The sequence below is a fragment of the Macellibacteroides fermentans genome (genome assembly GCF_013409575.1).
Taxonomy (GTDB): domain Bacteria; phylum Bacteroidota; class Bacteroidia; order Bacteroidales; family Tannerellaceae; genus Macellibacteroides; species Macellibacteroides fermentans.
In genome coordinates, this window is record NZ_JACCCY010000002.1 from 232,672 (window position 1) to 259,632 (window position 26,961).

General features: G+C 43.7%; 22 protein-coding genes. 11 read left to right on the plus strand and 11 right to left on the minus strand.

Going from position 1 to position 26,961, the window contains the following annotated elements; all coding sequences use genetic code 11:
- Window positions 1–47 precede the first annotated feature (47 nt).
- The 5 genes from F5613_RS06025 to F5613_RS06045 are packed head-to-tail and all read right to left on the minus strand — an operon-like array spanning window position 48 to window position 4,495.
- Window positions 48–1,175, minus strand: a complete 1,128-nt coding sequence (locus F5613_RS06025) for an aspartate aminotransferase family protein (protein WP_179399091.1) — start codon at window positions 1,173–1,175, stop codon at window positions 48–50.
- A gap of 39 nt (window positions 1,176–1,214) precedes the next feature.
- Window positions 1,215–2,183, minus strand: a complete 969-nt coding sequence (gene argC, locus F5613_RS06030; RefSeq protein ID WP_179399092.1) for an N-acetyl-gamma-glutamyl-phosphate reductase — start codon at window positions 2,181–2,183, stop codon at window positions 1,215–1,217.
- Window positions 2,183–3,385 (minus strand): argininosuccinate synthase, encoded by a 1,203-nt coding sequence (locus F5613_RS06035; protein WP_176134060.1) that lies wholly within the window; start codon window positions 3,383–3,385, stop codon window positions 2,183–2,185. The genes argC and F5613_RS06035 overlap by 1 nt, the downstream gene beginning before the upstream one ends.
- Before the next feature lie 20 nt (window positions 3,386–3,405).
- Window positions 3,406–3,984 carry an N-acetyltransferase gene (locus tag F5613_RS06040; protein ID WP_068182545.1) on the minus strand — a complete coding sequence of 193 codons (579 nt, stop codon included), beginning with the start codon at window positions 3,982–3,984 and terminating at the stop codon, window positions 3,406–3,408.
- A gap of 25 nt (window positions 3,985–4,009) precedes the next feature.
- Window positions 4,010–4,495 carry an arginine repressor gene (locus tag F5613_RS06045; protein ID WP_079683639.1) on the minus strand — a complete coding sequence of 162 codons (486 nt, stop codon included), beginning with the start codon at window positions 4,493–4,495 and terminating at the stop codon, window positions 4,010–4,012.
- 205 nt (window positions 4,496–4,700) lie between these two features.
- Here F5613_RS06045 and F5613_RS06050 point away from each other — a divergent pair, with 205 nt between their 5' ends.
- Entirely contained in the window at window positions 4,701–5,492 is a 792-nt protein-coding gene (locus F5613_RS06050) for a M48 family metallopeptidase (RefSeq protein ID WP_179399093.1), read from the plus strand.
- A gap of 1 nt (window position 5,493) precedes the next feature.
- Here F5613_RS06050 and F5613_RS06055 read toward each other — a convergent pair whose 3' ends face one another.
- Window positions 5,494–7,290 (minus strand): MutS-related protein, encoded by a 1,797-nt coding sequence (locus F5613_RS06055; RefSeq protein WP_179399094.1) that lies wholly within the window; start codon window positions 7,288–7,290, stop codon window positions 5,494–5,496.
- A gap of 113 nt (window positions 7,291–7,403) precedes the next feature.
- On the opposite strand from F5613_RS06055, the gene F5613_RS06060 reads away from it, so the two are divergent.
- From F5613_RS06060 to F5613_RS06095, 8 genes are all read left to right on the plus strand, one after another.
- Window positions 7,404–8,237 (plus strand): phospholipase A, encoded by an 834-nt coding sequence (locus tag F5613_RS06060; protein ID WP_079683642.1) that lies wholly within the window; start codon window positions 7,404–7,406, stop codon window positions 8,235–8,237.
- A 49-nt stretch (window positions 8,238–8,286) separates the two neighbouring features.
- Window positions 8,287–8,883 carry an RNA polymerase sigma-70 factor gene (locus F5613_RS06065; protein WP_179399095.1) on the plus strand — a complete coding sequence of 199 codons (597 nt, stop codon included), beginning with the start codon at window positions 8,287–8,289 and terminating at the stop codon, window positions 8,881–8,883.
- Window positions 8,884–8,968: 85 nt separating this feature from the next.
- On the plus strand, window positions 8,969–9,952 hold the full coding sequence (locus F5613_RS06070; RefSeq protein ID WP_179399096.1) for a FecR family protein: 984 nt from the start codon (window positions 8,969–8,971) through the stop codon (window positions 9,950–9,952).
- Between the two features lie 369 nt (window positions 9,953–10,321).
- On the plus strand, window positions 10,322–13,747 hold the full coding sequence (locus tag F5613_RS06075; protein ID WP_179399097.1) for a SusC/RagA family TonB-linked outer membrane protein: 3,426 nt from the start codon (window positions 10,322–10,324) through the stop codon (window positions 13,745–13,747).
- Between the two features lie 14 nt (window positions 13,748–13,761).
- Window positions 13,762–15,324, plus strand: a complete 1,563-nt coding sequence (locus F5613_RS06080) for a RagB/SusD family nutrient uptake outer membrane protein (RefSeq protein WP_179399098.1) — start codon at window positions 13,762–13,764, stop codon at window positions 15,322–15,324.
- Between the two features lie 232 nt (window positions 15,325–15,556).
- Complete coding sequence (locus F5613_RS06085) at window positions 15,557–16,666, plus strand: alkaline phosphatase (protein ID WP_394353450.1); 1,110 nt, start codon at window positions 15,557–15,559, stop codon at window positions 16,664–16,666.
- A gap of 36 nt (window positions 16,667–16,702) precedes the next feature.
- Window positions 16,703–18,331 carry an MGH1-like glycoside hydrolase domain-containing protein gene (locus tag F5613_RS06090; RefSeq protein WP_179399100.1) on the plus strand — a complete coding sequence of 543 codons (1,629 nt, stop codon included), beginning with the start codon at window positions 16,703–16,705 and terminating at the stop codon, window positions 18,329–18,331.
- A gap of 15 nt (window positions 18,332–18,346) precedes the next feature.
- Complete coding sequence (locus F5613_RS06095) at window positions 18,347–20,059, plus strand: metallophosphoesterase (RefSeq protein ID WP_179399101.1); 1,713 nt, start codon at window positions 18,347–18,349, stop codon at window positions 20,057–20,059.
- Window positions 20,060–20,344: 285 nt separating this feature from the next.
- Here the strand turns inward: F5613_RS06095 and F5613_RS06100 are convergent, their stop codons facing one another.
- The 5 genes from F5613_RS06100 to F5613_RS06120 form a co-directional block, all read right to left on the minus strand.
- A complete protein-coding gene (locus F5613_RS06100; RefSeq protein WP_179399102.1) occupies window positions 20,345–21,082 on the minus strand; it encodes a nucleotidyltransferase family protein in 738 nt (245 codons plus the stop codon).
- Window positions 21,079–22,509 carry a RapZ C-terminal domain-containing protein gene (locus F5613_RS06105; protein ID WP_068182587.1) on the minus strand — a complete coding sequence of 477 codons (1,431 nt, stop codon included), beginning with the start codon at window positions 22,507–22,509 and terminating at the stop codon, window positions 21,079–21,081. Before F5613_RS06105 ends, F5613_RS06100 begins: the two co-directional genes overlap by 4 nt.
- Window positions 22,510–22,700: 191 nt before the next feature.
- Window positions 22,701–24,035, minus strand: coding sequence for an NADP-specific glutamate dehydrogenase (locus F5613_RS06110; protein ID WP_068182590.1), 1,335 nt, complete (start codon window positions 24,033–24,035; stop codon window positions 22,701–22,703).
- A gap of 159 nt (window positions 24,036–24,194) precedes the next feature.
- Window positions 24,195–24,377: a hypothetical protein gene (locus tag F5613_RS06115; protein WP_079683656.1), complete on the minus strand. Its 183-nt coding sequence runs from the start codon at window positions 24,375–24,377 to the stop codon at window positions 24,195–24,197.
- 18 nt (window positions 24,378–24,395) lie between these two features.
- The gene (locus F5613_RS06120; RefSeq protein WP_179399103.1) at window positions 24,396–24,776 is read right to left on the minus strand and encodes a putative signal transducing protein; all 381 of its coding nucleotides are present in this window, start codon (window positions 24,774–24,776) and stop codon (window positions 24,396–24,398) included.
- 410 nt (window positions 24,777–25,186) lie between these two features.
- Here F5613_RS06120 and atpD point away from each other — a divergent pair, with 410 nt between their 5' ends.
- Together atpD and F5613_RS06130 are read left to right on the plus strand one after the other, a co-directional pair.
- Window positions 25,187–26,710, plus strand: a complete 1,524-nt coding sequence (gene atpD, locus F5613_RS06125; protein ID WP_179399104.1) for a F0F1 ATP synthase subunit beta — start codon at window positions 25,187–25,189, stop codon at window positions 26,708–26,710.
- Window positions 26,711–26,712: 2 nt separating this feature from the next.
- A complete protein-coding gene (locus tag F5613_RS06130) occupies window positions 26,713–26,946 on the plus strand; it encodes a F0F1 ATP synthase subunit epsilon (protein ID WP_079683663.1) in 234 nt (77 codons plus the stop codon).
- The last annotated feature ends 15 nt before the right edge of the window (window positions 26,947–26,961 follow it).

A 26,961-nucleotide genomic window follows, 5' to 3' on the forward strand; every position in this document is an offset into this window, starting at 1 on the left:
TTTAATAGTTCTATATAATAAGAAACAGCCGTATTAATTCAATTGTTTTATAACCCAAGTACTCGTTTGAAGCGCTGCATAAAATCTTTAGCTTCTTCTAAAGTAAGACAAAGAGGAGGTAGCAGACGGATGGTATTGGTTCCGGCAACACCTGTGAATACCTTTTCTTCAAAAAGAAGCCGGCTACGTATTTCCTTTATTGATCCTTCAAATTCAATACCGATCATGAGTCCTCTGCCGCGAATTTCTTTAATCCCGGGGAGTTTGGCTAGTTCATCTATCAGGTAATCGCCAATGGTTTTTGCATTATCCAGCAGCTTTTCATTTTCCATGATGTCAAGAACAGCGATTGCGGCAGCACAAGCAAGATGATTCCCTCCAAAAGTTGTTCCCAGCATTCCATAAACAGGCTTGAATTCCGGACTTATTAATACACCCGCTAACGGAAAGCCATTTCCTATACCTTTAGCTACGGTAATCATATCCGGCTTGATTCCTGCATATTGATGTGCAAAGAATTTTCCGGTTCGTCCGTATCCGGATTGTATCTCGTCTAAAATAAGTACTACATTATATTGAGTACAAAGCGCACGAAGCTCCTGCATAAAAAGATCCGAAGGCTGCTGTATTCCTCCAACGCCCTGGATTCCTTCTATAATTACAGAAGAAACATCCCCTTTTTGAAGTTCGGCTTCAACAGCTTTAATGTCGTTAAGCGGAACAAATGTAACGGGAATCGTATCGTTGATCGGGGCGATAATAGCCGGATTATCGGTCACCTTCACCGCAGCAGATGTACGTCCGTGAAAGGCTTTTTTAAATGAAACAACTCTTTTCTTGTGATTATGGAAAGAGGCAAGTTTCAACGCATTTTCATTTGCTTCGGCTCCAGAGTTGATTAAGAATAATGAGTAGTCATCGTATCCGGAAAGTTTTCCTAGCTTTTCTGCCAACTCTACTTGCAATGAATTGATTACCGAATTGGAATAAAATCCCAATTTGTTGAGCTGTTCGGTTAGCTTTTGTACATAGGATGGATGACAATGGCCTACTGAAATAACAGCATGCCCGCCATACAGATCAAGGTATTCGTTTCCTTCGGCATCCCACACATGGCATCCTTTACCTTTTACGATATCTATATTGAATAATGGATATACATCAAATAATTTCATGTTTGTATTGTTATATTATCTTTATAACTTATTCCGAATTTAAAAAGCACTGGGTTTAAGATGCAGTCCCACTTTTTCCTCCAGGTTGAACATCAGGTTCATGTTGTGAACAGCTTGTCCCGAAGCACCTTTAAGCAAATTATCAATCATGGAAATGATTAACAATTTGTCGTTATGCTTTTCCAGATGAATCAAACATTTGTTTGTATTAACCACTTGTTTGAGGTCCGGATTCTTATCTGTGATAAATGTAAAGGAATGATCAGCGTAATATTCCTCGTAAATCCATTTGATCTCATCCAATCCAACTTTGCAGTCCAGATAGGTGGTTGTAAATATTCCTCTTGAGAAGTTACCCCTTACCGGAATAAAATTAATTTCGCTTCTGAAGCTGTTCTGCAGAGAGGTAAGGCTTTGTTTGATTTCGGCAAGATGTTGATGTCCAAAAGGTTTATATATGGAGATATTGTCATTTCTCCAGCTGAAATGAGATGTTCCGGAAGGCTTTACTCCGGCACCTGTCGAACCTGTGATTGCATTCACATGCAGCTCTGAATTTAGCATCAGATGCTTAGCCAGAGGAAGTACTCCCAACTGAATGCAAGTGGCGAAACATCCGGGGTTGGCTACATGATTGGCCGCACAAATTTTACGACGATTCAATTCCGGCAGACCGTAAACAAAATCATGATCACCAGTTTCAATTCTGTAGTCGGTGCTAAGATCAATGATTTTCAGTTTGCCCGGTATCTCATGACTTTCAATAAACTTTTTCGTATCGCCATGTGCCGTACAGAAAAAGAGAACATCAATTTCGGAGAAGGGAAGCTGATCTGTAAAGACAAGGTCAGTTTCTCCATACAGTCCGCTATGCACGTCTGTTATCTTATTTCCTGCATTACTGCTGCTGTTTACAAAAGCTATTTCAACATCCGGATGGTTAATAAGCAGACGAATCAATTCGCCTGCCGTATAACCAGCACCACCTATAATACCTGCGCTAATCATTATTGTTTATTTTTGTTTTGAACCGAATAGAAAATCTTCATCTGGTTACCCAATATTTTGGTGAAACCTTTCACATCGTCGGCTGTCCATGCTTTTTGTTCTTCTCCATACACACCAAAGTCGCCTTTCATCAGATCGAAGTCACTTTGTACACCTACCAATGTATAACTGTAAGGACGCAGGTTTATAATAACACGGCCGGTTACATTTGCCTGACTGCTTTGAAGAAATGCTTCCATATCCCGCATTACAGGTTCGAGATACTGAGCCTCGTGAAGGAACATACCGTACCAGTTTCCCAGCTGATCCTTCCAATATTGCTGCCATTTAGTGAGTGTATGCTTTTCAAGCATTTTGTGTGCATTGATAATAAGCATCGGGCCGGCTGCTTCAAAGCCAACACGTCCTTTGATACCGATGATCGTATCACCCACATGCATGTCTCTTCCGATGGCGAATTTGCAACCTACAGCTTCAACTGCGCGGATAGCATCCACTTTATTACTGTACGAAATACCGTTTACACCACAAATCTCTCCCTTTTCGAAATCTATTGTCAACGTCTCTTCTTTCGTTTCTGTCACCTGAGAAGGATAAGCCTCTTCCGGAAGTGTTTTATCGGAATGCAAAGTTTCCTTTCCTCCAACACTTGTACCCCAAAGACCTTTGTTGATGGAATACTCCATTTTTTTGAAATCGGCTTCAAAACCATGTTGTTTCAAGTAATTGATTTCATATTCGCGGCTTAAAACCATGTCGCGGGTTGGGGTAAGTATTTTAATATGGGGGGCCATGACTTCGAAGGTGAGGTCGAAGCGAACCTGATCATTTCCCGCACCGGTGCTTCCGTGGGCTACATAATCGGCTCCGATCTCTTTTGCATATTCAATGATGGCAAGAGCCTGGAAAATACGTTCCGAGCTTACAGATATGGGATAGGTTCCATTACGTAATACATTGCCGAATACCATGTATTTTATACTCTTTTCGTAATACTCCTGTTCAACATTCAGAGCTACGTGCTTTACTGCGCCAAGTTTGTAAGCCTTGTCTTCAATCACTTTCAACTCTTCTTCGCTGAAACCACCAGTGTTGGCAACAGCCGTGTAAACATCGTAACCTTTCTCTTCTGAGAGGTACTTTGCGCAAAAAGAGGTATCAAGACCTCCACTAAATGCAAGTACAACTTTTTCTTTCATAATCTGTATATTTTTTGTATCCTTTATTTATTATCTTTCTCTTCGTTTTTTTTGTTTTTGGGGCTGTTCGGATCGTAAAGCATAGCCGTGCATATACAATAACGTCTTTCAGTACGTGTTAGTACATCATGGTTGATACATCCTTCACATCCTTTCCAGAAGGCCTCGTCATTGGTGAGTTCTGAAAAAGTAACCGGTACATATCCCAATTCAGTATTTATTTTCATTACTGCAGCTCCCGATGTAAGACCGAACAATTTGGCTTTGGGCCAACGTAAACGAGATAAAGTAAATGCTGCATTTTTAATACGTTTTGCTAAACCGTGACCTCGAAATTTTTCCACGACAATCAATCCCGAGTTTGCCACATATTCTTTGTTTCCCCAGGATTCAATATAGCAAAATCCTGCAAATTCAGTTCCGGCCAAAGCAATGATGGCTTTTCCCTCCTTCATCTTCTGAGCAACATACTCGTGGGTACGCTTGGCAATTCCTGTTCCACGTACTTTGGCAGCAGCTTCAATGGTGTCCAAAATGGTATCAACGTATACCTCATGAGAGGCATCGGCCACCATTACATCGATTTCAACTTTATTTTCCATTTTTTATTTTGCGTTCATAATTTACTTAAACAAGTGTGTTTGCTATTTCCGGGATAAATTGTGCCAATGCCTGAAGTACACCTTCGCGGCTTATACCCTCTCGTGGAATAAGCAGAATCGTATCATCACCGGCAATTGTTCCCAAAATTTCGCGGGGAGCCTTTGCATCTATATCTGATGCGATTCCCATTGCATATCCCGGTCTTGTTTTTAATACCGCCAGATTTCCGGAGAATTCAATGTTCCGGTATCCGGTTACAGCTTCAGTCCCCCTATTCCGTATATCTTTATTACCCGGAATCCGTGTCTGGTCAGGAAGCGTATATACATAGTTGTCAGCACCATCGTGTATTTTTGCAATCTGAAGTTGCTTAATGTCTCTTGAGAGAGTCGCTTGAGTTAATGTAAACCCCAGACTCTCCAACCGTTTTTGCAGCTCTTCCTGATTATGGATCGATTCTGATTCAATAATCCTGCATATTGCCTCCATTCGATGTTGCTTTGTCTTCATATGTTGTATATTTATTCAAAAACTGCTGCAAATATACGAGTTAATCTGAATAAATATACAAACAAATGAAATCTTTTATGCTTAAAAACATTAAATAAATCAAAGATCGTTTTCTGTCTGTATGGTGATAGTATTTTGACCTGTTATGAGTGTTTCTTTATTAAATTATGTTGTATTTTTGCATGTTGAACATAAAATCCATAAAATGAAAAAATTAGTAGGATTATTTATTACGGGACTGTTGTTTCTGAGTTCATGTGGAAGTGTTCCTCTAACCGGCCGGCAACAGGTATTACTCGTTTCAGACCAGGAAGTTGTTGCTGCCAGTCTGACTCAGTATAATGATTATTTAAAAACAGCCAAACTCTCTACAAATGCAACGCAATCGGCAAAGGTATTACGTGTCGGACAGAAAATTGCAGCTGCTACCGAGGCTTATCTTAAAGCTAACGGTTTGTCTGCCGATCTGGCAAATTATGCGTGGGAATTTAAATTGGTGAACGACAAGCAGGTAAACGCATTCTGTATGCCCGGTGGTAAGATCGTGGTATATGAAGGTTTGCTGCCGTTAACTACCACAGACGATGAGCTTGCAGTGGTTATTGGTCACGAAGTTGCTCATGCAGTGGCTAAACATGCCAACGAACGTATGAGTCAGCAGTTGGTTGCACAGTATGGTTCGTCCATACTCGGACAAGTATTAAGCGGAAAGTCGGCTGCGGTTCAGACGGTTGCTTCTACTGTTTATGGCCTAGGTGCCGAATACGGAGTAACCTTGCCTTATTCAAGAAAGCATGAGTATGAAGCCGATTATATGGGGCTTGTATTTATGGCTATGGCTGGATACAAACCGGATGTAGCTGTAACATTCTGGCAGAAAATGTCGGCCAACGGAGGTAGTGGTGCTCCTGAATTTATGAGTACTCACCCCAGTGATGCCAATCGTATTGCCGAGATCAACCGCCATTTGCCTCAAATAAAAGCAATGGTGAAGTGATTTAGACCGTAATTCCCATCTGTTTCATCAGGAAACAGGCGTTCATATTCTGAGCTATTCCTTCTCTGAGTTCATACGAGAAGGATAGCTCATTTTCTTTTATATCAGCTTCAAAGCGGTAGTTCTTCAGTTGGTCGGGAAACTCATCCTCAAGAGTACCCAGAACCAGGTCGTGTGTGGCAATAATACCACATGCTTTATAAGAAATCAGTTGTTTCATCAGTGCCAGAGAACCCTTCTGTTTGTCGACCGAGTTAGTCCCTTTCAGAATTTCATCCAATATTATGAAAAGTTCCTTCCCTTCAGCCAGTCGGTCGATAATCATTTTCAGCCTTTTTAGTTCGGCAAAAAAGTACGATTCGTGATTAACAAGCGAGTCGGCCGTACGCAGGCTGGTAATGAGTTGCGCCGGATAGACCGATAATTCCGATGCACAAACAGGCGCTCCCGTCAGAGCTAGTAGATAATTAACACCAACTGTACGTAAGTATGTACTCTTTCCTGCCATATTTGCTCCGGTGATGATCAGGAACCAGGGTCTTTTCTTGATGGAAATATCATTTTTTACGCATAAATCACGGTGAAGCAGGGGATGCCCCAAATCTTTTCCTTCCATACGGAAGTATTCGTCGGCTATTTCAGGATAGATGTAGCCGGGGTGGTTAAACGCAAATCCCCCCAGTGAACTGTATGCATCGAATTCGTATAAGGTATCAAACCACTTGCGGATGTCTTCTTTGTGCTGTTTTCTCCATCGTTCAATATTGCAAGCCTGACGGATGTCCCAGAGAAGTAATATATTCAAAATGAATCCAGCCAGTAGGTTATATCGCTGATCAAGATTTCCGGTGTGTTTTGAAAGCCTTCTTATCGCCACGGATGCTTGCGATTGGGGATTGGAAAGATTCTTGCCTAGATCCATAAGTGCTTCGCATTGAAAAGGATATCTTTCTATACACAGCATAAGTTTGCCATATACATCCAGAATGCTATTCATTTTACTTACGGATTGATGCACCTTGTTAATCTTTTTCGTCTGACTATAGGAAACTATAAAGCTGAGGGTAAACAGGGTAGATAGAAATGGTATACCGATCAGATCGAATGAATACAGCGTGATGCTGGTAATCCATGCAATAGGGAAAAGCCATGCAAGAATTTTCCAAACTATATTTTCTTCAAATAAAATAGCTTCGGCGGTGAGAGCTTCCAGCAGCTTATCGTCATTCTTGTCACCCTTGTACATCGAGCCGGTGGCAAAAAAATGTTGTCTCAGCTGTGTATTCTCTGCAAGCTCACGTACGGCGGCCTGTCTTCTAAGGATTGTTTCTTTTTGGGTGGATGGATTCCGAAACCATCCGGATAATACACTTTTCCCTCCATGTGTAACAGTCCGGTTTATAGACTGAAACAGGGATCTTTCTCCAAAGAGATCAAGATCCAGACCAAAGGGATGCGTCGGATCTGTAAGTTCGGGTGCGCCATCGAACGCGGAAAAATTGTAATCAAGTCCGTTTAGCTCGTCCTTGTCCAACTGAAGTATAGTTTCTGTATATTGCTTTTGCTTAAATAATTTATTGTGGAGAAGAATAAAGCCTAAGAAGGGAATAAAAAATCCACTTACCATCAACAGTATGATAGTCCAGCTTTCATTTCTCACAAACCAAAGGCCCACACAGATGGCACAGACCATAAGCAAGCGGATTGTGCCGATTAAATGTATTTTTTTCTTCAAATTGTCCAGCTTTTTTGTAAAAGCCGTAATCGAATCCTGATAAAACTGATAAATCTCTTCCATGAGGTCAAAGATATGGAAAAATTAAGAAGTGTGCCGGTTTTTATGTATTTTTGCACACACAAGAACATTCTCTGTAATTAGTGAGAGTTTGAATAAACGGGAGGAATGTGTGTATGATGAAAGTTTTATTATTGACACTTGCTTTATTGGTAAGCAGTTTGGTTTCTGCACAGGTTATTGTTTATAAGTACGAACAATTTAACGCAGACAGTGTTCGGCGGGAGCTGGATAAGCGCCCCTATTTTTCTTTAAACAAAGACAATTATCTCATCGTAGGAACCACCCTTGGAGAAAGACCAACCTCATCGAATTCGGATGCAAAATTTCAGCTAAGTATCAGTCAGCGGTTAACCAAAACCGTTTTGCCCTTTGATACCTATCTGTTTATAATGTACACGCAAAAAGCATTCTGGAATGTATTTCAGAAATCCATGCCCATGCGCGACCTCAACTTTAATCCGGGGATCGGTCTGATGCGCCCCATTATATACAAGAATAAATATATAGGGAAAGGTTCCCTTATTCTAGAACACGAGTCCAACGGCAAAGACAGTCTTGCTTCACGTAGCTGGAATAAAGTTACTTTGGCAGTCGCCGTACTTATGCATAAGAATGTTGAGATGCAATTTAAAACATGTATTCCGATTATAGACAGCGACAATAACCGGGATATTCTCAGGTACAACGGTATTGGTCAGCTTGCCACCAGTTTTATGACCGACAACCGGAAGTTCAACGCCGCAGTAATTTTGAATAAAAGAAAAGGCTGGGACTTTAATTTCAATACGACGCTTGAGGTTGGATACAAATTCAATCCGAGGGATAACCAGTACATATTCCTGCAATATTACAACGGATACGGAGAAGGATTGCTGGAATACAAACAGTTTCAAAGCAAGTTACGTATAGGCTTTGTTATAAAACCACAGGATTTTAGCTTTTATTAATACACGATTGGGAATTTGAGCTATCTTTGTTTGACGAAAAAGCAACTTGATGGATGATTATACCTCTTTAATATGCGAGATTAAGTCTGGAAGCCGTACCGCTTTTAATACACTTTATCGTATACATTACCAGGGTTTGTTAGCCTATGCAGAATTATTTCTGGATGAAGGCGGAGCCGAGGATGTAGTACAAGACGTGTTTTTAAATGTATGGATTAACCGGGATAATCTGAATGATTCCTCTTCATTAAAAGGGTACCTGTTGCGTTCGGTATACAACACTTCACTTAATTACCTGAAAAAAGAGAAATATGCCAGGAAGTATTCTTCAGAATATCAACAGCAGATCGAAGAGCTTGGATATCTTTTTTATGATCCGGAATCCAATGAAACCATCCAGAAATTGTATTCCAAAGACCTGCATAAGGAGATTCAGGCTGCTATCGAAGCATTGCCTCCCAAGTGCAGGGAGGTATTCTCATTAAGTTACCTTGGCGAATTATCGAATAAAGAGATTGCACAACAACTTGGCATATCGGTAAGTACCGTCGAAAATCACATTCACTCAGCATTAAAACAATTAAGAATTAAATTGGGAGCTTATAAGACGGTGCTTTTGTTTTTTGTTCTTTTTTTACAAAAATGAAAAAATATTTTCATTTCAACTAGGTGGTTTTTTCTCTTTGATTGTATCTATAGTGTTACAAGTAAAAAAAGAAGTTACTTAATGCATGAATGAACAACTAATACATACCTATCTGTCGGGACACGCAACCCCTGGTGAACAACGTGAACTGCTTGAATGGCTTCGTGAATCGGAAGAAAACAAACGATTGTTTTTCGAGATGAAAGCGGTTTGGTCCGGACTACAGACTATGGATAAACTTGCAGAGAGCGACCGTATGGAAAGTTCGCTTCGCATGCTCAATGAAAAGATAGACCGACGTGCTGCCCACATGATAAAACCAACTGTAAGTAAATCATCATTTACCATTTCCGGGAAGTGGATGCTAATGGTTGCTGCAGTCATTCTTCTGATTCTTTTACCCCTTACGTGGATACTTCGCGAAGGCAGCACATCTGATATAACCCAGCTTTATGTAACAAATCGCAGCAACCTTGTAAAAGTATTATACCTGCCCGATGGAACGAAGGTGTGGTTAAACAAAAATACATCCCTGATATATCCGGAAAAATTTTCGACGAAACAACGTGAGGTAATTCTGGATGGAGAGGCATTCTTTGATGTAACGAAAGATAAAAAGCATCCTTTTGTCGTTAAAACCTCCTCATTTAATATAAAGGTGCTTGGAACCACATTCAATGTCCATTCGTATAAAGAAGATGTACAGGTGTCGGCCGTACTAGAAAGCGGAGTCATTCAGCTTCAAAGTGCCCAGGGTGATGCCCTTGTAACAATGCATCCGGGCCAACAGGCTTTGTACAAACCCGATACAAAAGAACTTGAAATATCGTATGTGGCAGTCAATGAACATACATCGTGGCGTTATAACCTGGTAACACTAAACAATGTAACCATACATGAGGTGGTGAAGAGCCTGGAAGAAAATTACCAGATAAAGATTCAGACTGATAGTGTAACACTTCGCGACCATCGTTACAACTTTACCTACGACAAGGGGGATAGTGCGGAAGAGTCGGTGCGAATGCTGCAATACGTGACCGGGCTGAATTGTAAAATCACAAAAAGATAACAAGATATGAGTTTATATTTATTCGGCAGCGGCTGAATTTGGATTGTAATGGTTTTGAAATGCTATTTTCACTGTTCTGTCTTTTTTGAAACATCTTACTGAAACATGTCGGCCGTACATTTGCAATGTCAATTTAAATGAAGATTGCTTACTGCACAAAGACTGTTTACGGGTATGACAGACCTGTGAAAATGGAAAGAGTATGTGTTTGTTAGTCTTTGTTGTAAAATAAGATAAAATGTAGTTTTAATATTGGAAAACTAGCACGATACATAATTCTATCCGGTATTTTCGAGATTATATGAATCTATCGAATCTGAAATAATACAATTGAATTTTGTAAAGTGTTAATCTAAATCGTAAAGAGGTATGAATAAAAAGAAAAACCTGCTGTTCTCTATCAAACACGCATGTGTAGGGATTTCGCTTTGCTGCATGGTTGCCGGAGCCGAAGCTGCCCCGACCAATTCCAGTGTTTTGAGTCAAAAGTTTGATGTAGAGCTTTATCTGAAGAATGCTACCTTGAAAAGTGTGGTCAGTTCGTTGAAAGAGCAAATGGAGATTGCGTTCTCCTACGATACTGCGCTGGATGTTATCAATGTAAATAATGTATCTGTAAACGTGAAGAACGAGAATATTCAATCTGTTCTCGATAAAGTATTCAATGGTACAGGTATATCTTACCGGATCGAGGACAAGATCGTTGTCCTTTACCGTGCATCAGACAATAAAGAGCTACGATCTTCTGTAAATCAACAAAGTACAAGAAAGGTCACCGGTGTGGTTAAAGACGCATCGGGTGAACCGGTTATCGGAGCCAATGTGGTTGTAAAAGGAACCACTACCGGAGTTATTACCGGAATGGATGGCGACTTCCAGCTGGAGGCTGCTTCCAATGCTGTACTGGTAATCAGCTACATTGGCTATCTGCCTCAGGAGGTAAGTGTTGCCGGCAAAAGCTCGGTAAACGTTGTCCTGAAGGAAGATACACAGAAATTGGAAGAGGTTGTTGTGGTTGGTTACGGCGACACCCGTAAGAAAGACCTTTCAATGGCGGTTTCATCTGTAAAGATGGATGCCAATATCAAAAGCAGACCGTTAGGTCTGGAAGGTATGTTACAGGGACAGATGCCGGGGGTAACCATTTCCAATAATGGTGGCGACCCGATGTCAAGTCCTTCTATCACCATCCGTGGTCAGGGTTCACGTACGGGCGACAATGTACTATATATTGTAGACGGTGTTCCGGGCGCTCCTTTCAATGCCGAAGATGTTGAGTCTATCTCTGTACTTAAGGATGCTGCTTCTGCCGCTATCTACGGTGCACACGTAGGATCGGGTGGTGTAATTGTAGTTACCACTAAACAGGCACAGTCGGGTAAAGTAAAAGTTGATGCCAACGTATATTATGGTATTCAGAGTGCTGCCAAACTTCCGGAAGTGTTAACTGCCGAACAATATGTTAAGGTACGTACAGATGCTGCCAATGCCAGTGGAATCTCGGTTCCTTCGGGATTGAACCCTACTTTGTATCCTTACGGACAAACAACACGTACCGATTGGTTGGACGAGATATTCCGTACCGCCGGTATCCAGCATTACGCAGCATCCATTACCGGAGGTAGCGATAATTTAAAAGCTTTTGCCTCTGTATCCTACGATAAAAAACAGGGTATTTTGCTTAATACCTATAAAGAAAATATCGGAGCACGTGTAAATCTTGATTTCAAGATCAACAACTGGTTGTCATTTTTACAACGCGTTAACTTCGATCATACAAACGGACAGGGCGATTTGAATACAAGTTCTCACACCGGTATCATTGCACAGGCTATGTTTATGCCAAGATCTGCCACTGTTTACGAATACGACCAGCAAGGTAATTTGGTAATGGGCGATAACGGACAGCCTATGTATGGCGGTACAGTTCCTCTCTGGGCAAGCGACCTTGGTGTGGCCGGTACCTTCGGCGAGGTGCAGAATCCGGTTGCCAAATTGAATCGCTTACGTCAGTACCGTCCGGAACAGACTATCTTTTCTACTTCAAGCTTTATCATGAAGCCCCTAGCCGGACTTACCATTAAATCGGATTTCACGGTAAGTTCGTATAACAGACAATTTGAAGAATTTAATATGAAGGTTCCCGAAATAGGAAAACCGTTGAACGAAAACAGTAAAGTTATCAGAGATTGGGCTGATAAGAGCTGGTTATGGGAAACAACTGCCACCTATTCGTTTGCCTTGAATGAAAAGCATCTGTTCTCTTTAATGGGTGGATATACCATGGGATACGATAATTCTCGCTACAATTCAACAACCGTATACGATTTCTCGTACGAAGATGATTGGGCACAGCACTTTGTAAACGGTAACAACTGGTCAAAGACCAAACCGGAAGACAGCTTTTCTGAAGAATCTAAAGTATCCGGCTTCGGTAGAGCCTCTTATTCTTTCGACGACCGTTATTTCCTAACCGGAAGTTTACGTTACGATGCAACTTCCAAGTTGTTTGAACGTTCGGATATATTCCCTGCAGTTTCCGGAGCATGGAAATTATCATCGGAACCATTCTTTAAAGACGTGGTACCTGCCATCAGCTTGTTGAAACTTCGTGCCAGCTGGGGACAGATCGGTAACATTGCCTCTGTAGGCCGTTATGCATACAACGTAAAACTAACGGAATCTCCCTGGTTCACCTACTTCGGAAATCAGGCACAGAATCCGGTTAAAGGATATAGTTTGCAGACATTCCAGAATCTGGGACTTGTTTGGGAAACTTCTCAGCAGCTTGACTTAGGTTTCGACTTGAACCTGATTAACGATAAACTATCGTTTACGGTAGACTATTTCAAGAAAGACACCAAAGACCTTATTGAAGAGATGACCGTGCCTTCGGTTGCCGGTATTCAATCTGCACCTCTGGGTAATGTGGGTAAAGTACGTAACTCAGGATGGGAATTTGCTGCCAACTGGTCTGATAAGGCTGGTGAGGTAACCTACTCATTGGGTGCAAACTTCACAACATTAAAGAATGAAGTGCTGAATCTGGGCGACCGCGATTATATGCCGCACAGCGACGAAGTACGTAGCTTAACTCCGCTGCAGTCGGCCGTTGGTCAGCCTTGGTATGCCTTTTATGTAATTCAGACAGACGGTCTGTTTAAGACAGATCAGGAAGCTGCCGCCTATGTAAATAAAGATGGTAACAAAATTCAGGCTAGTGCCAAAGCAGGCGATATCAAGTTTATCGATGCAAACGGCGATGGCGTTATAAACGATAAAGACCGGGTTTACAAAGGAAGCTATGCTCCTAAGTACACATTTGCACTGAACGGTTCTATGGCTTGGAACGGATTCGATATGTCATTCCTGTTCCAGGGTGTAGGAGGCAACAAGATATTCAACGGTGTTAAAACCATGACTTATCCTGCTGATCAGGGCTTTAACATGTCGGCCGATGTATTGAATTCATTCACCTACAATTCATCTTCCAACATTCCACGTTTGGCAATGAACGACGCCAATAAGAATTATTCAACTACTTCCGATTTCTATCTGGAAGACGGAAGTTACCTCCGAATGAAGAACCTTACCATCGGTTACACCTTGCCTAAGGCATTTATGAGTTCAATCGGATGTGCAGGAACCGGAGTCCGCTTATACGCAACAGGCGAAAACCTGTTTACTGTAACAGGCTACGATGGAATGGATCCCGAAGTAGGCCGTATGGGTCTGGATGGAGGTAAATATCCAGTGGCACGCGTATTCAGTTTTGGTTTGAATGTTAATTTTTAATTGATTAAGTGAATATGAAAAAGTTTATATATAAAGGTTTCGTATTAGCCGCTTTATCGCTCTCGTTAACGGGCTGTGACGAATTTTTGACACACGAACAGGAGGGAGAACCTTCCGTAAGTAACTTCTGGAAAGTGGAAGCCGATGCCATCGCGGCAGCAAACGGACTTTACTTCTGGACTGCTTCAGAAGGTATAACCGGTCGTGGAATGATGTGGTACGAAAACGCAAGTGATGACATGGTAACAGGCAGACCGCAGTCCGGTGCCGCCAACATCAAGAACTTTGTACTTGATAATACACGCGACGTAAAGGAAAACTGGCCGGTAATGTATCAGCTGATCAAGAAGTGCAACGACATGATCAAGAACATTCCTTCCATGAATATTTCTGAAAAGGTGAAGAATGAGACCTTGGGACAAGCTTATTTCTTAAGAGGATGGGCCTATTTATGGCTGGCTCCTTACTACGGAGATAACGGAACCAACGGTGGTATTCCCATTGTAACCGAAAATACGCCATGGGCAGAGATTGATCAGCCCCGTCCGAAGTCGGTTTCCGACAATTACAAGTTCTGTATCGCCGATTTTGAGAAAGCTGCCGAACTGTTACCCTTATTTAAGGATTGGGGAGAAGATAATTATGGCCGTCCACACAAAACAGCTGCCTGGGCATATGCTGCTAAAGCAAGTTTGTATAACGCCCAGTACGATAATACCTATTATCAGAAAACAATCGATTTCTGTGATAAGGTGATTCCTCACCACGATCTGTTGCCTAACTATGCCGATGTATTTAAGATGGCCAATAACTGGAGTCCGGAATATATCTGGTCGTGGACAAGCAGTAACGAAGACGGTTCCAAACTGCCGGGCGTTATGTTGGAAAATAAGGGATGGGGACTATACAACGGCTGGGGCTATTTTATGCCTACGTTGGAATTGTACCGCGAATTTGAAGAAGGCGACAAACGCCGTGCGGTAACTATGTTGGTTCCGGGTGACAAGTTTACCTTCCTGGGCAACGAAAGAACCTACTATTCGACCGAAAGTGCTTCGGGAATGCAGTTCAATAAATATATGGATCCGTTCAGACCGGCCGATGCAATTGGTACTACGGTCAACCCCAACGGCGATAATATGACAACCGATCTTAGCATTCCGTTGATTCGTTTCTCCGAAGTCTTGCTCTGGAAAGCTGAAGCCCTTATCTGGCAGGGAAAGAATGGCGACGAGCCGCTTAACCGTGTACGTGTACGTGCCGGATTGGCTCCTAAGACCAATGCAACCAAGGCCGACCTGAAGCACGAACGTCGTTGCGAGTTGGCAGGCGAACTATCCGGCCGTCACCTCGACCTGGTTCGCTGGGGCGATGCACAGGCTGCGTACAGCAAACCTTTGCACGGTTATAAGACTACACTTAAGAAGGATGAGAATGGCCAAATCCAGATTGATAAAGTTACAGAAATCGAAATTTGGGCTGCCCGTACTTTCAATCCGTCTGTAAATCATGTAATGCCTATTCCAATCAACGAGATAGCAAAAAGCAATAACCTGGTACAAAATAAGGGTTATTAAGAAACATACTTAGATCCCAAATCTATGTAGGCAGGTCGTTTTAAATGTACTATTTAGAATGGCCTGCTTTTTTTTATTAAAAAAACACTTCCGGATAGGTGTTATCGGTTTCTTACTTGTATTTAACTATATATCGTATCATGTCTTTTCCGGAACTGTTGTAATATCAAATAAAATAAAAAAGATGAAAATGAATAGAGTAAATCGGAATTATTGGCTTGCAGCCGTATTGATGATCGCGTTAGGGGCAATGCCTGCCGGCGTATCGGCCCAGAGTAAAAGGGATGTAGAACAGACCTATGTCCTGAATCAACCGTATGAGACCGTGAAGCTGAAGGCTCCCAAAGGAAAGAAAGTGAAGAATGTAATTCTGATGATTGGCGATGGCATGAGTCTGATGCATGTATATAGTGCCTGGACAGCCAACCGCGGGAAGCTGAATCTGGATAATGCGATGGCGGTGGGCCTATCGAAGACCTATTGCCTGGATAAACTTATAACCGATTCCGGTGCAGGTGGAACAGCATTGGCAACCGGACAGAAAACCATTTACCATGCAGTGGGTGTAGATGCCAAAGGTAATCCCCTTACTACTCTTGTAGATGTGGCTAAAGAGACCAAACGTTCGGCGGGAGTGGTAGTTACCTGCCGGTTGAACGATGCTACGCCGGCCGACTTCTGTTGTCATAATATCGACCGGGATGAGGCGGAGGCTATTACGGTAGATTACCTGAACTGTGGCGCCGACTTTGTATTTGGTGGCGGTTCCAAGTATTTTGAGAACCGGACCGATGGGCGGAATCTCTTCAACGAATTGCAGGGCAAGGGGTATCAGGTACTCCGTTCGTGGGACGAGCTGGCCAAGGCTAAAGGAGGGAAGTTGTTTACGGTTACAGATTCGCTGGATCTGCCTGTCCCGGCCCAAAGGGGGGATATCCTTGCGAAAGCTTCTCTGAAGGCCATCGAGGTATTGAATCAGAATAAAAAAGGCTTCTTCCTGATGGTTGAGGGATCGCAGCTGGACGATTACGGGCATTTCAATGATTTGGATATGCTGATGCAGGAGGTGCACGATTTCGACCGGACTATCGGTAAGGTGTTTGAATGGGCCGCACAGGATGGCGAAACATTGGTTATTGTTACCGCCGATCACGAAACTGGAGGCCTCACCCTGGTGGATGGTAACCTGGCCGAGGGTAAGATTGTAGGGAAGTTCTCCACAGGTGGACACAGTGGCGTGATGGTTCCGGTGTATGCCTTTGGTCCCGGTGCCGAACAATTTACCGGTATCTACGAAAATTCCGATATATTTAAAAAGATAACAGCCCTGAAGGGTTGGTAATTTGTTACTTTTGTATAATCTAATAAGATTTATATCATGACGAACAGACGAAATTTTATCAAGCAATCGCTTGCGGCGGCAGGAGCAACCGTAATTCCTTCGGCAGCATTTGCCACAGCAGCGCAAGAGGATAAATCGAAACCCAAATACAACCTTCCCTACAAGAATACCTACCTGAAGGAGCCGTTGGTAACAGAAAACGAATACCGGATTGCTTCGCCCGAAACCCTTCCGGTGCGTTCGTTTGCCGAAGCAAAAAAGATCTTGCCTCAACCTATCTGGAAAGGGCACGACAAGGAGATCGAAATGTATTGGAAAGCCTGGGAGATCGGGATCCGCAACATCAAAGCTCCTGAGAAAGGATCGGGCTTTGTGTCCAGTTATATCGATACGGCCTACAATGGCAATATCTTTATGTGGGATTCGGCCTTCATCACCATGTTTGCCCGTTACGGCACCCGTTTTTTTCCCTTTCAGCGCACCCTGGATAATTTCTATGCCAAGCAACATCCCGATGGGTTTATATGCCGGGAGATCAAAGCCGATGGAGCCGATTGCTTTGAACGTTACGATCCGGTAAGTACGGGGCCGAACATCATTCCTTGGAGCGAGATGATCTACTATAAACAGTTTGGCGACACCGAACGGATGCATAAGATATTTCCGGCTTTGTGTGCTTACTATAAATGGCTCAAACTGAACCGCACCTGGCGCAACGGTACCTATTGGAGCAGTGGCTGGGGAACGGGTATGGATAACATGCCACGTGTGGAGGCCAAATACAACATGATATACAGTCACGGACACATGATCTGGATCGATGCCTGCCTGCAACAATTATTTGTTGCCGGACTTTTACTGGAGATGGGCTTCTATCTGGAGCGCTGGCAGGAGATTGAAGAGTTTGAAGATGAGGCGAAAATGTTGAAGGAGTACATCAACAAACACCTGTGGAGCGATAAGGAGAATTTCTTGTTTGACCAATATGCCGATGGTTCGTTGTCGTCAACCAAGGGTATTCATGCCTATTGGGCGCTGCTTACCGATGTACTGGACAAGGAGCGGCTGGATAAGTTTGTGGCTCATCTGGAGGATAAGGAGACCTTTAACCGCCTGCATCGGATTCCATCCCTGGCAGCCAACAACCCCAAATACAAGGAGAACGGACGTTACTGGCAGGGCGGGGTATGGCCCGGGGCTACCTATATGGTGATAACGGGACTTATGGATAAAGGATATAAGCAGCTTGCCCATGATATTGCAATGAATCATTACCAGAATGTGTTCGAAGTTTATAAGAAAACGGGTACCTTCTGGGAGTATTATGCCCCCGAAAGTGTGGAGCCGGGCTTTATGGCCCGTCCCGATTTTATCGGTTGGACGGGACTGCCACCTGTATCGGTGCTGATCGAATATATCCTGGGTATCCGGTCTAATGTGTACGAGAAAAAGCTTTACGTAGAGGTGAACTTGTTGGAAGAACACGGTATCCGCGAATATCCCTTCGGGAAAGAGGGTGTGGTTTCCTTGTTGGTTAAAGCCCGTTCGTCCAAAGAGCAGGAACCTGTAGCAGAGGTGCAGAGCAACGTTCCCTTCGAACTGATTCTCACCTGGGGCGATAAAACGAAGACAATACAGGTTAAAGCAGGTTCTCAAACGGTTTAATAAAAAGCAATCGGTATGTACAGGTATGTAATGTTTCTTATTTTACCCGCACTGTGTAGCCTGGTGAATCCGGTCCGGGCACAAGTTCGGGATGTTTCGGTGGTGATAGCGGCGGATACGCATTTTGATATGCCTCCGGAAAGCGATCAGTTTTACCACGTAAAGGCTATGAACCGGCTGCCGGGAACCTTTGTGTGGCCGGCCGGCGGACCACAGGCTTTTGCGGGCGATACCCTCAAGCAGCTCAACGGTGTGGTGATTGCCGGTGATATCTTCGATAAGGCGGATCCCCGGATACGGGCTCTTTATAATGCCCGTTACAGTCGGGGTACCGGCGATAAGCAGATTCATTTCCCGGTTTATCCGGGATTTGGCAACCACGATATTAATCCCTTTTCGGAAGATTCTATCCGGAATCTGCAGGGTAGAGGGTTTAATCTCCAGTTCATGGATTCTGTTCTGCAGACTAAACTTGCCAAAGGCGAGATATTGAACCTGCATGCTCCCAGCAGAGCCTATTCGTGGAATGTGGGGGATGTTCATTTTATCCAGGCGCAGACCTTTGCCGGTGATACCTCTTATTCTGAGAGCAATATGGAATGGATGGCCAACGATTTGAAACAGTATGCATCCAACGGTAATCCGGTCGTATACATACAGCATTACGGCGTGGATAAGTGGGCATTGGGCTGGTGGAATCAGACGGCCCGTAACCAATTGTTCGACCTGTTGGACCAGTATAATCTGGCTGCCTTTTTTGTGGGACACACGCATACTCCTTCGATTCAGTATTACCGGGGATATCCTATTTATCAGGTCAATAATGCGTGGCCCGACAAGGATGGAAATGGTTCTTTTGCCGTATTGCGCATCAAGGACAACCAGGTTGGGGTGGCTTCGTGCAGGTGGACCGATAGTCTGGGCCATTACGAGGTGGTGGCGCCCTACATGGAGTCGGCTTTGCCGCGGGTGGTCGACAAACAAATTCATTACAATGCCTTTTCGCATAACGATTACTGGCGGCCCAATCCGCTGAAGGATGCCCTCGCTTTCCGGTTCAACTGCGTGGAGGCCGATCTTTATCTGATTAACGGCGAGCTGTATGTGGCCCACGACCGTCCCGATACATTGGACAGCCGGCTGACTTTCCGCGAACTTTACCTCAAACCTCTGGCCCGGCGAATTCGGGATAACGGAGGGAAGGTTTACCCCGAAAGCGATCGTCCGTTTATGTTGATGGTGGATTGCAAGACCAGTGGCGAAGAGATGTACCCCGTTCTTAAAGCCCAGATGGAGCCTTATAAGGAACTGTTTTGTTCGGTAAACGATGGTACGTACAAGGAGGGGGCTGTGCTTTTCTTTTTGTCGGGCGACCGCCCCATGCTGAGTCTGCCGCAGGAAAAGTCACGCTTTACCTTTCTGGACGGCAAAGTGGCCGATCTTAACAAAGGGATGTCCCGTACGCTTACTCCGGTGGTGAGTGATAACTTTGCCTCTTTCTTTAAATGGAAGGGAAACGGAGAGATGCCGGCCGACGAGCTGAAGCGTATGCGCGAAATTATGAATCAGGCGCGCAGCGAAGGAAAGCTGTTCCGCTGGTGGGGAGCTCCGGATACCGAAAATTATAAACACTTTATTCTGCAGGAGGGAATAGACCTGATTGGGGCGGACGACCTTAATTCGCTTTTCAATATACTGACCGATAAGCGGGAAAGCCTCGGGAAGTAAGCGCGAAAGAATATATATTTAAGTAGGAATCTAATAACTTCCGCACCTCGTCCCCATGGGGACGATAAAATGCGCCCATGGAGCCGTTCAAACGAGCCCATGGGCGCAACGCATATATCCGGATACTTTGCCGGTTAAGGTATACCAGTAATGCCGTTAGGCTATATATAGATATGCCTAATGTGCCGTTATGCTTTTGTTTTATTAAAAAAGCAACTGGTAATACGCCTGCCTTTTTGTATGAGGACTCGTATTACCAGTTGTATGAAGTATGCAGAATGCTGTCTATTCTATATCCTTTATAAAATCTTGTGCCAGCTCGAGGGCATCGGGTTTGCCTATATCCAGTATGTGCAGGTCTGCCTGCTCGAAAGCCTGGATAGGCGTTTTGGCACATACGGCAAGGTAGAAGTTGATGATCGAAAACTTGCCGGTCCACTCGTCCATCCATTCAAATATCTGTGGAGAGATAACATGTATGCCGTTAAAAGCAAACTCGTTGTGTATGGACGGATCAAAGTCGGGGTAATAAGACTTTACTTCGCCGGTCTCCTTGTTTCTCCATCCGCTCAGCTTGTTCTCTTTGTTGAACAACAAATAGCGGGATGTATCCCGTTTGCTTACCAGCAAGGTGGCCAGTGGATTGGTATCCAGGTGGTGTTGATACAATGCTTTCAGGTCTACATTGGAAATAATGTCCACATTGTGTACCAGAAAGGGTTCATCTCCTTGTAAGAACTGAGCCGCATGTTTGATTCCTCCTCCGGTGTCCAACAGATAATCGCGTTCGTCGGATATATGGATAGTAATGCCGAAATTGTCTTTACCGGCCAGAAACTCAATTATCTGTTCACCCAAATGGTGTACGTTGATAATAATTTCAGTAAAACCAGCCGCTTTAAGTTTTAATATAATGTGCTCCAACATTGGCTTTCCGTCAATAGGAATAAGAGCTTTGGGTATGTGGTCGGTGTAAGGCTTCAATCTGGAACCTGTACCGGCCGCAAAAATCATAGCTTTCATAATTTCGCGTCAAAGATTTGTTCTATATTCTGTTCCCTGTGAATCAGGTGTATTTTAATCCCGAATTTGTCGTGCAGATGCTCGGCCATGTGCTGGGCCGAATATACAGAGCGATGCTGACCGCCGGTACATCCGAAGCAAACCATCAGGTTGGTGAAGCCTCTGTCCATGTAACGCTTTACGGAAGCATCCACCATGGTATAGGCCTGGGTAAGGAAATGCGATATCTCGCCATCTTCTTCCAGGAAACTGATTACCGGTTCATCCAGTCCGGTAAAGTGGTTGTATCTCTCGTACTTACCGGGGTTGTTAACCGCACGGCAGTCAAATACAAACCCTCCTCCGTTACCCGACGGGTCGTTGGGGATTCCTTTTTTATAGGCAAAGCTCACGATCTTTACCTCAAGCATCCTTTTCTGTATATCGTCCGAGAATTGTTTCAATCCCGTTAAGTTACGCAAAACTGTACATAGATAGGGATATTCCGGATAGTCGTCGTGCAGCAGCTGACGCAGGTTATTGATCGCGAAGGGAACACTTTGTATAAAGTGAGGCTTCTTTTCGAAATAGCCGCGGAAACCGTAGGCTCCCAACACCTGAAGTGTACGGAACAGGATAAAATGTTTAAGCTGACTACGGAAGTAGGCCTCGTCTACCGGAATGAAGGTGCGCAGGGCGTCGAGATAGTCGCTCAGCAACTCCTGTCGCAGGTCTTCGGGAAACTTGGCTTTGGCCTGCCAGATAAATGAGGCTACGTCGTAATAAACCGGACCTTTCCGTCCTCCCTGGAAGTCTATGAAATAGGGTTCGCCATCCTTTATCATTACATTACGCGACTGGAAATCGCGGTAAAGGAAGGTTGCCGACGAGTTGCGGAGTAATACGTCGGAAAGTTTCTGGAAGTCGTCTTCCAGCTGGCTTTCCTGAAAATCAAGACCTGTAGCTTTCAGAAAACAATATTTAAAGTAGTTCAGGTCCCACAAGATGGCACGCTGATTAAACTCCGGCTGAGGATAGCAATTTGTAAAATCAAGTCCGTCGGCTCCCGAAAACTGAAAGGAGGGAAGAAGCTTGATCGTTTTTTTCAGCATGGAGCGTTCTTCTTCATCAAATACACTGCTTCTGCGCCCTTTTTCAATGGCATCGAACAACAGGGTGTTACCCAGGTCTTCCTGAAGGTAGAAGTATTTGTCTTCCGACCAGCAATGCACTTTCGGTACGGGTAATCCTTTGCTGCCAAAGTGATTGGCCATGTAGATGAAGGTGCTGTTCTCTTCGGCCGAAGTACCGCTCACCCCTATAAGTGTCTGCTGACCGCTCAGACGGAAATACCGCCGGTTGGACCCCGAAGACGGTAGCTCCTCAATGTGATCTGCCTCTTTACCCGTAAAGGAAAGATACAGCTCATTTAGTTTTTTTGTGATCATATTGTCTTGTTTTCGGCAATAAAGGTACTACAATAATTGACACCTCAAAAAAAACAGTTTTTTATATTTTAAGAATCCGGTCTTTTCCTTGATGGTAATTTCATTAAAAAAGGAACACCCTTCACAGAGTATTCCTTTTTATGATCATTAATCTAAATACACTCAATACTGAGGTTGAAAAAGTAAATTGATTATAATATACCTTGTGCCATCATGGCTTTTGCAACCTTCATGAAGCCGGCTACGTTTGCACCTTTCACATAGTTTACAGTACCATCGGCTTCTGTACCGTATTGTACGCACTGTGTGTGGATTGAATTCATGATGCTCTTTAGTTTTTCGTCAACTTCTTCGCGGCTCCAGCTAAGTTTCATCGAGTTCTGTGTCATTTCAAGACCAGATACAGAAACACCACCTGCATTAGCTGCCTTACCCGGGGCATAAAGAACCTTGGCTGCAAGGAATTCTTCAACGGCTTCGGGGGTAGAGGGCATGTTGGCTCCTTCAGAGATTGCGAAGCAACCGTTGGCAATCAATGTCTTGGCATCGTCGCCATTTAATTCGTTCTGTGTAGCACTTGGCATGGCAATGTCGCATTTTTCGCTCCATGGACGTCCGCCTTCTACGAACTTACATCCGTAGTGGTCTGCGTATTCTTTGATACGGCCACGGTACAGATTCTTCAGTTCCATGATATAAGCTAGCTTTTCGCTGTCGATACCGTCGGCATCGTAGATGTAACCGTTTGAATCCGACATGGTAACCACTTTAGCTCCCAGTTCGATCAGTTTTTCTACGGTGTATTGTGCTACGTTACCAGAACCGGAAACAGCTACTACTTTACCTTTTATATCGATGTTGCGTGTTTTAAGCATTTCAAGCAGGAAGTAAACATTACCGTAACCTGTTGCTTCCGGACGGATAAGAGATCCGCCGAATTCTAGACCTTTACCGGTAAATGTACCTGTGTTTTCGCGGGCAAGTTTCTTGTACATACCGTACATATAGCTAACTTCGCGGCCACCTACACCGATGTCGCCTGCAGGAACGTCTGTCTGCGGACCGATATGACGCCACAATTCCAATACGAATGCCTGGCAGAAACGCATGATTTCAGCATTCGATTTGCCCTTCGGGTTGAAGTCGGAACCCCCTTTACCACCACCCATAGGTAATGTAGTAAGTGAGTTTTTGAATGTCTGTTCGAAAGCAAGGAACTTAAGGATTGAAAGGTTTACTGAAGAGTGAAAGCGTATACCACCTTTGTACGGACCAATTGCGTTGTTATGTTGAACCCGGTAACCCATGTTAGTGTGAATAGAGCCTTTATCGTCCATCCAGGTAACACGAAAAGAGAATACTCTGTCTGGAATGCAAAGACGTTCGATAAGATTGTTCTTTTCAAATTCCGGATGTTGGTTGTAAGCTTCTTCAATTGTAGATAATACTTCTTCCACCGCCTGATGATATTCAGGTTCGTTTGGGAAACGTCTTTTTAACGTATCCAATACTTCATTCGCCTTCATAGAATGTTAGTTTAATGTTATACCATTTTGTTATGCGCCGCGTCTTGTTGTAAAGACGCGGCAAAGATAGTTCAAATATTTGTATTGGCAAATATTTGAAAGAAAAAAAGGCATTAAAATAGCATTTCGATTTTATTATTCGATAAAACTATAAAAATGTTAGTTTTCCTTTTTCTTTTTATTTTTATAAATGGGCACAAACACAATGATTGCAGAAGCAATAAGTGTAAAAATTACGGAAAAATCTATTACTTTGCTGTAGCTTAAAAGCATATAGGCGAGTACTCCCCATAGGAGAGTGAGGCATACAATCTGACTATCAGTTAGTTTTCTTCGAGCCATTACAAGAGGTTGTTTATATTAAAAAATAGATCCGGCATATACCAGCAGTGCCAGTAATAATGCTGTAACAATAAGAATGATAAGCAGTTGCTTCTCGAGTGCAAATTTTCTTAAGAATGGAATCTTGCCAACAAATCCGGACATAGGGGCGAGTGGGGCAATTGCCTCGTCTTCCTTGGGTAATTCATAACCGTTGGCCTGCATAACATCCATGGCATGAGGAACCTGATCTTCCATAACCTGAACTTTAATACCTCCGAAATCGACAAAACCTCCATACATCTGATTGATAATTTCGTCTTTGAGGTAACATTCTATCCCCTCAGATTCAAGCAAGCTACGGAGCATAAATGCTTCAGCCTGATTCTGAAAACGGGCAATTTCTACCATTTTGTCCATATTCTTCTTCTTTTATACAAAGAAAAGATTTTTTACGCACATAACAAACGGGTTCATCCGATATTTAAAGCGGCAATCTGTAATTTTATCTTTTTTAATATCACAAGCCCGGATGTTTTGTCTTGTGCTTATCAGTTTATGTTATTCATCTTTTAAATGTATGATTAGTTTCAATGTGTAGCTTTTATTTTGAATTTGATACAGAATTAAACGAAAATTAAAGGATTTTAAACCGGAATATTCGGATGAGACCATTTTAAAGCTAAAATTGACCTTCTGTTTTAAAATTAAACCAACTACATTTGTAATTCACTTAGGTTATTGGTATATTTAGCAAGATAAGGCAAACAGTTTGGTACACTCACTATTAATTTAGCCGGTACCCGCAGATTTATTGAAAATTATTGAACATGGAAGAAATAACAGGATCTATTTCGCAGGTAATCGGGCCTGTGGTTGATGTGCATTTTGAGAGAGTGAAAGGAAAGGTATTGGCATTACCCAGAATTCATGATGCAATGGAGATTACCCGTCCGGACGGGCGGATTCTTATTGTGGAGGTGCAACAGCATATCGGTGAAAATACGGTCCGCACGGTTGCAATGGATAGTACCGATGGTATCAGCAGGGGATTAAAGGCCGTTTCCCGCTATATGCCTATTACCATGCCTGTCGGCAATCAGGTAAAGGGTAGATTAATGAATGTAACAGGCGATTCGATTGATGGCATGAAGTCACTTTCCAAGGATGGTGCGTTTCCTATCCACCGTCAGCCTCCCAAATTTGAAGATCTTACCACCACCCAGGAGGTATTGTTTACCGGTATAAAGGTGATCGACTTATTGGAGCCCTATCCCCGGGGAGGAAAGATCGGTCTTTTTGGCGGAGCGGGAGTAGGAAAAACGGTTCTGATTATGGAGCTCATCAATAACGTAGCTAAAAAACACAATGGTTTTTCCGTATTCACCGGAGTGGGCGAACGTACCCGCGAAGGTAACGACCTGCTGCGCGAGATGATCGAGTCGGGGGTTATCCGCTACGGAGATGAGTTTGTAAAATCCATGAAGGAGGGTAATTGGGACCTTTCCAAGATTGATTACGATGAAGTTGCCAAGTCGCAGGCCACCCTGGTGTTCGGTCAGATGAACGAACCCCCCGGCGCCCGCTCGTCGGTTGCTTTGTCCGGATTAACCGTGGCCGAATCTTTCCGTGATGCCGGCGATGGTTCCGGAGCCAAAGATATCCTGTTCTTTATCGATAATATTTTCCGATTTACCCAGGCAGGCTCCGAAGTGTCGGCTTTGCTGGGACGAATGCCTTCGGCTGTGGGGTATCAGCCCACATTGGCTACCGAAATGGGGGCGATGCAGGAACGGATCACCTCCACTAAAAACGGATCTATCACTTCGGTTCAGGCGGTGTATGTGCCGGCGGACGACTTAACCGACCCTGCTCCGGCTACCACATTCAGTCACCTGGATGCCACCACGGTATTAAGTCGGAAGATTACGGAACTTGGAATATATCCGGCGGTGGACCCGCTGGAATCCTCTTCCCGTATTCTGGATCCGCTTATTGTGGGTGAAGATCATTACCAGACCGCCCAACGGGTAAAGCAGATTCTGCAAAGAAATAAGGAGTTGCAGGATATTATATCCATTTTAGGAATGGAAGAGCTTTCGGACGACGACCGCACTGTTGTTAACCGGGCACGCCGTGTACAGCGATTCCTGTCGCAGCCTTTTACCGTGGCTCAGCAGTTTACCGGTATTCAGGGCGTGATGGTTCCGATAGAAGACACGATCCGTGGATTCCGTATGATTCTGGACGGTGAAGTGGATTACCTTCCCGAACAAGCATTTTTAAATGTGGGAACCATCGACGAGGCAATCGAAAAAGGAAAGAAATTGTTGGAAGACGCAAAAGAAGACTGAGGATGAAGCTGGAAATCGTATCTCCCAAGGGGAGTGTATTTGATGGGGAAGCAGATTCGGTTTTGTTTCCCGGATTAATGGGCGATTTTATGATTTTACCCAATCATGCTCCCTTGTTGGCTGTCCTTTCCAAAGGAGTCATCCGGATCGAACATAACGGAGAAACCCGGCTTGTTGAAGTTGCCGGAGGAGTGGTGGAGGTTGTTGGATCAGGCATACATGTATGCACAGACTAACTATACTAAAAAGAA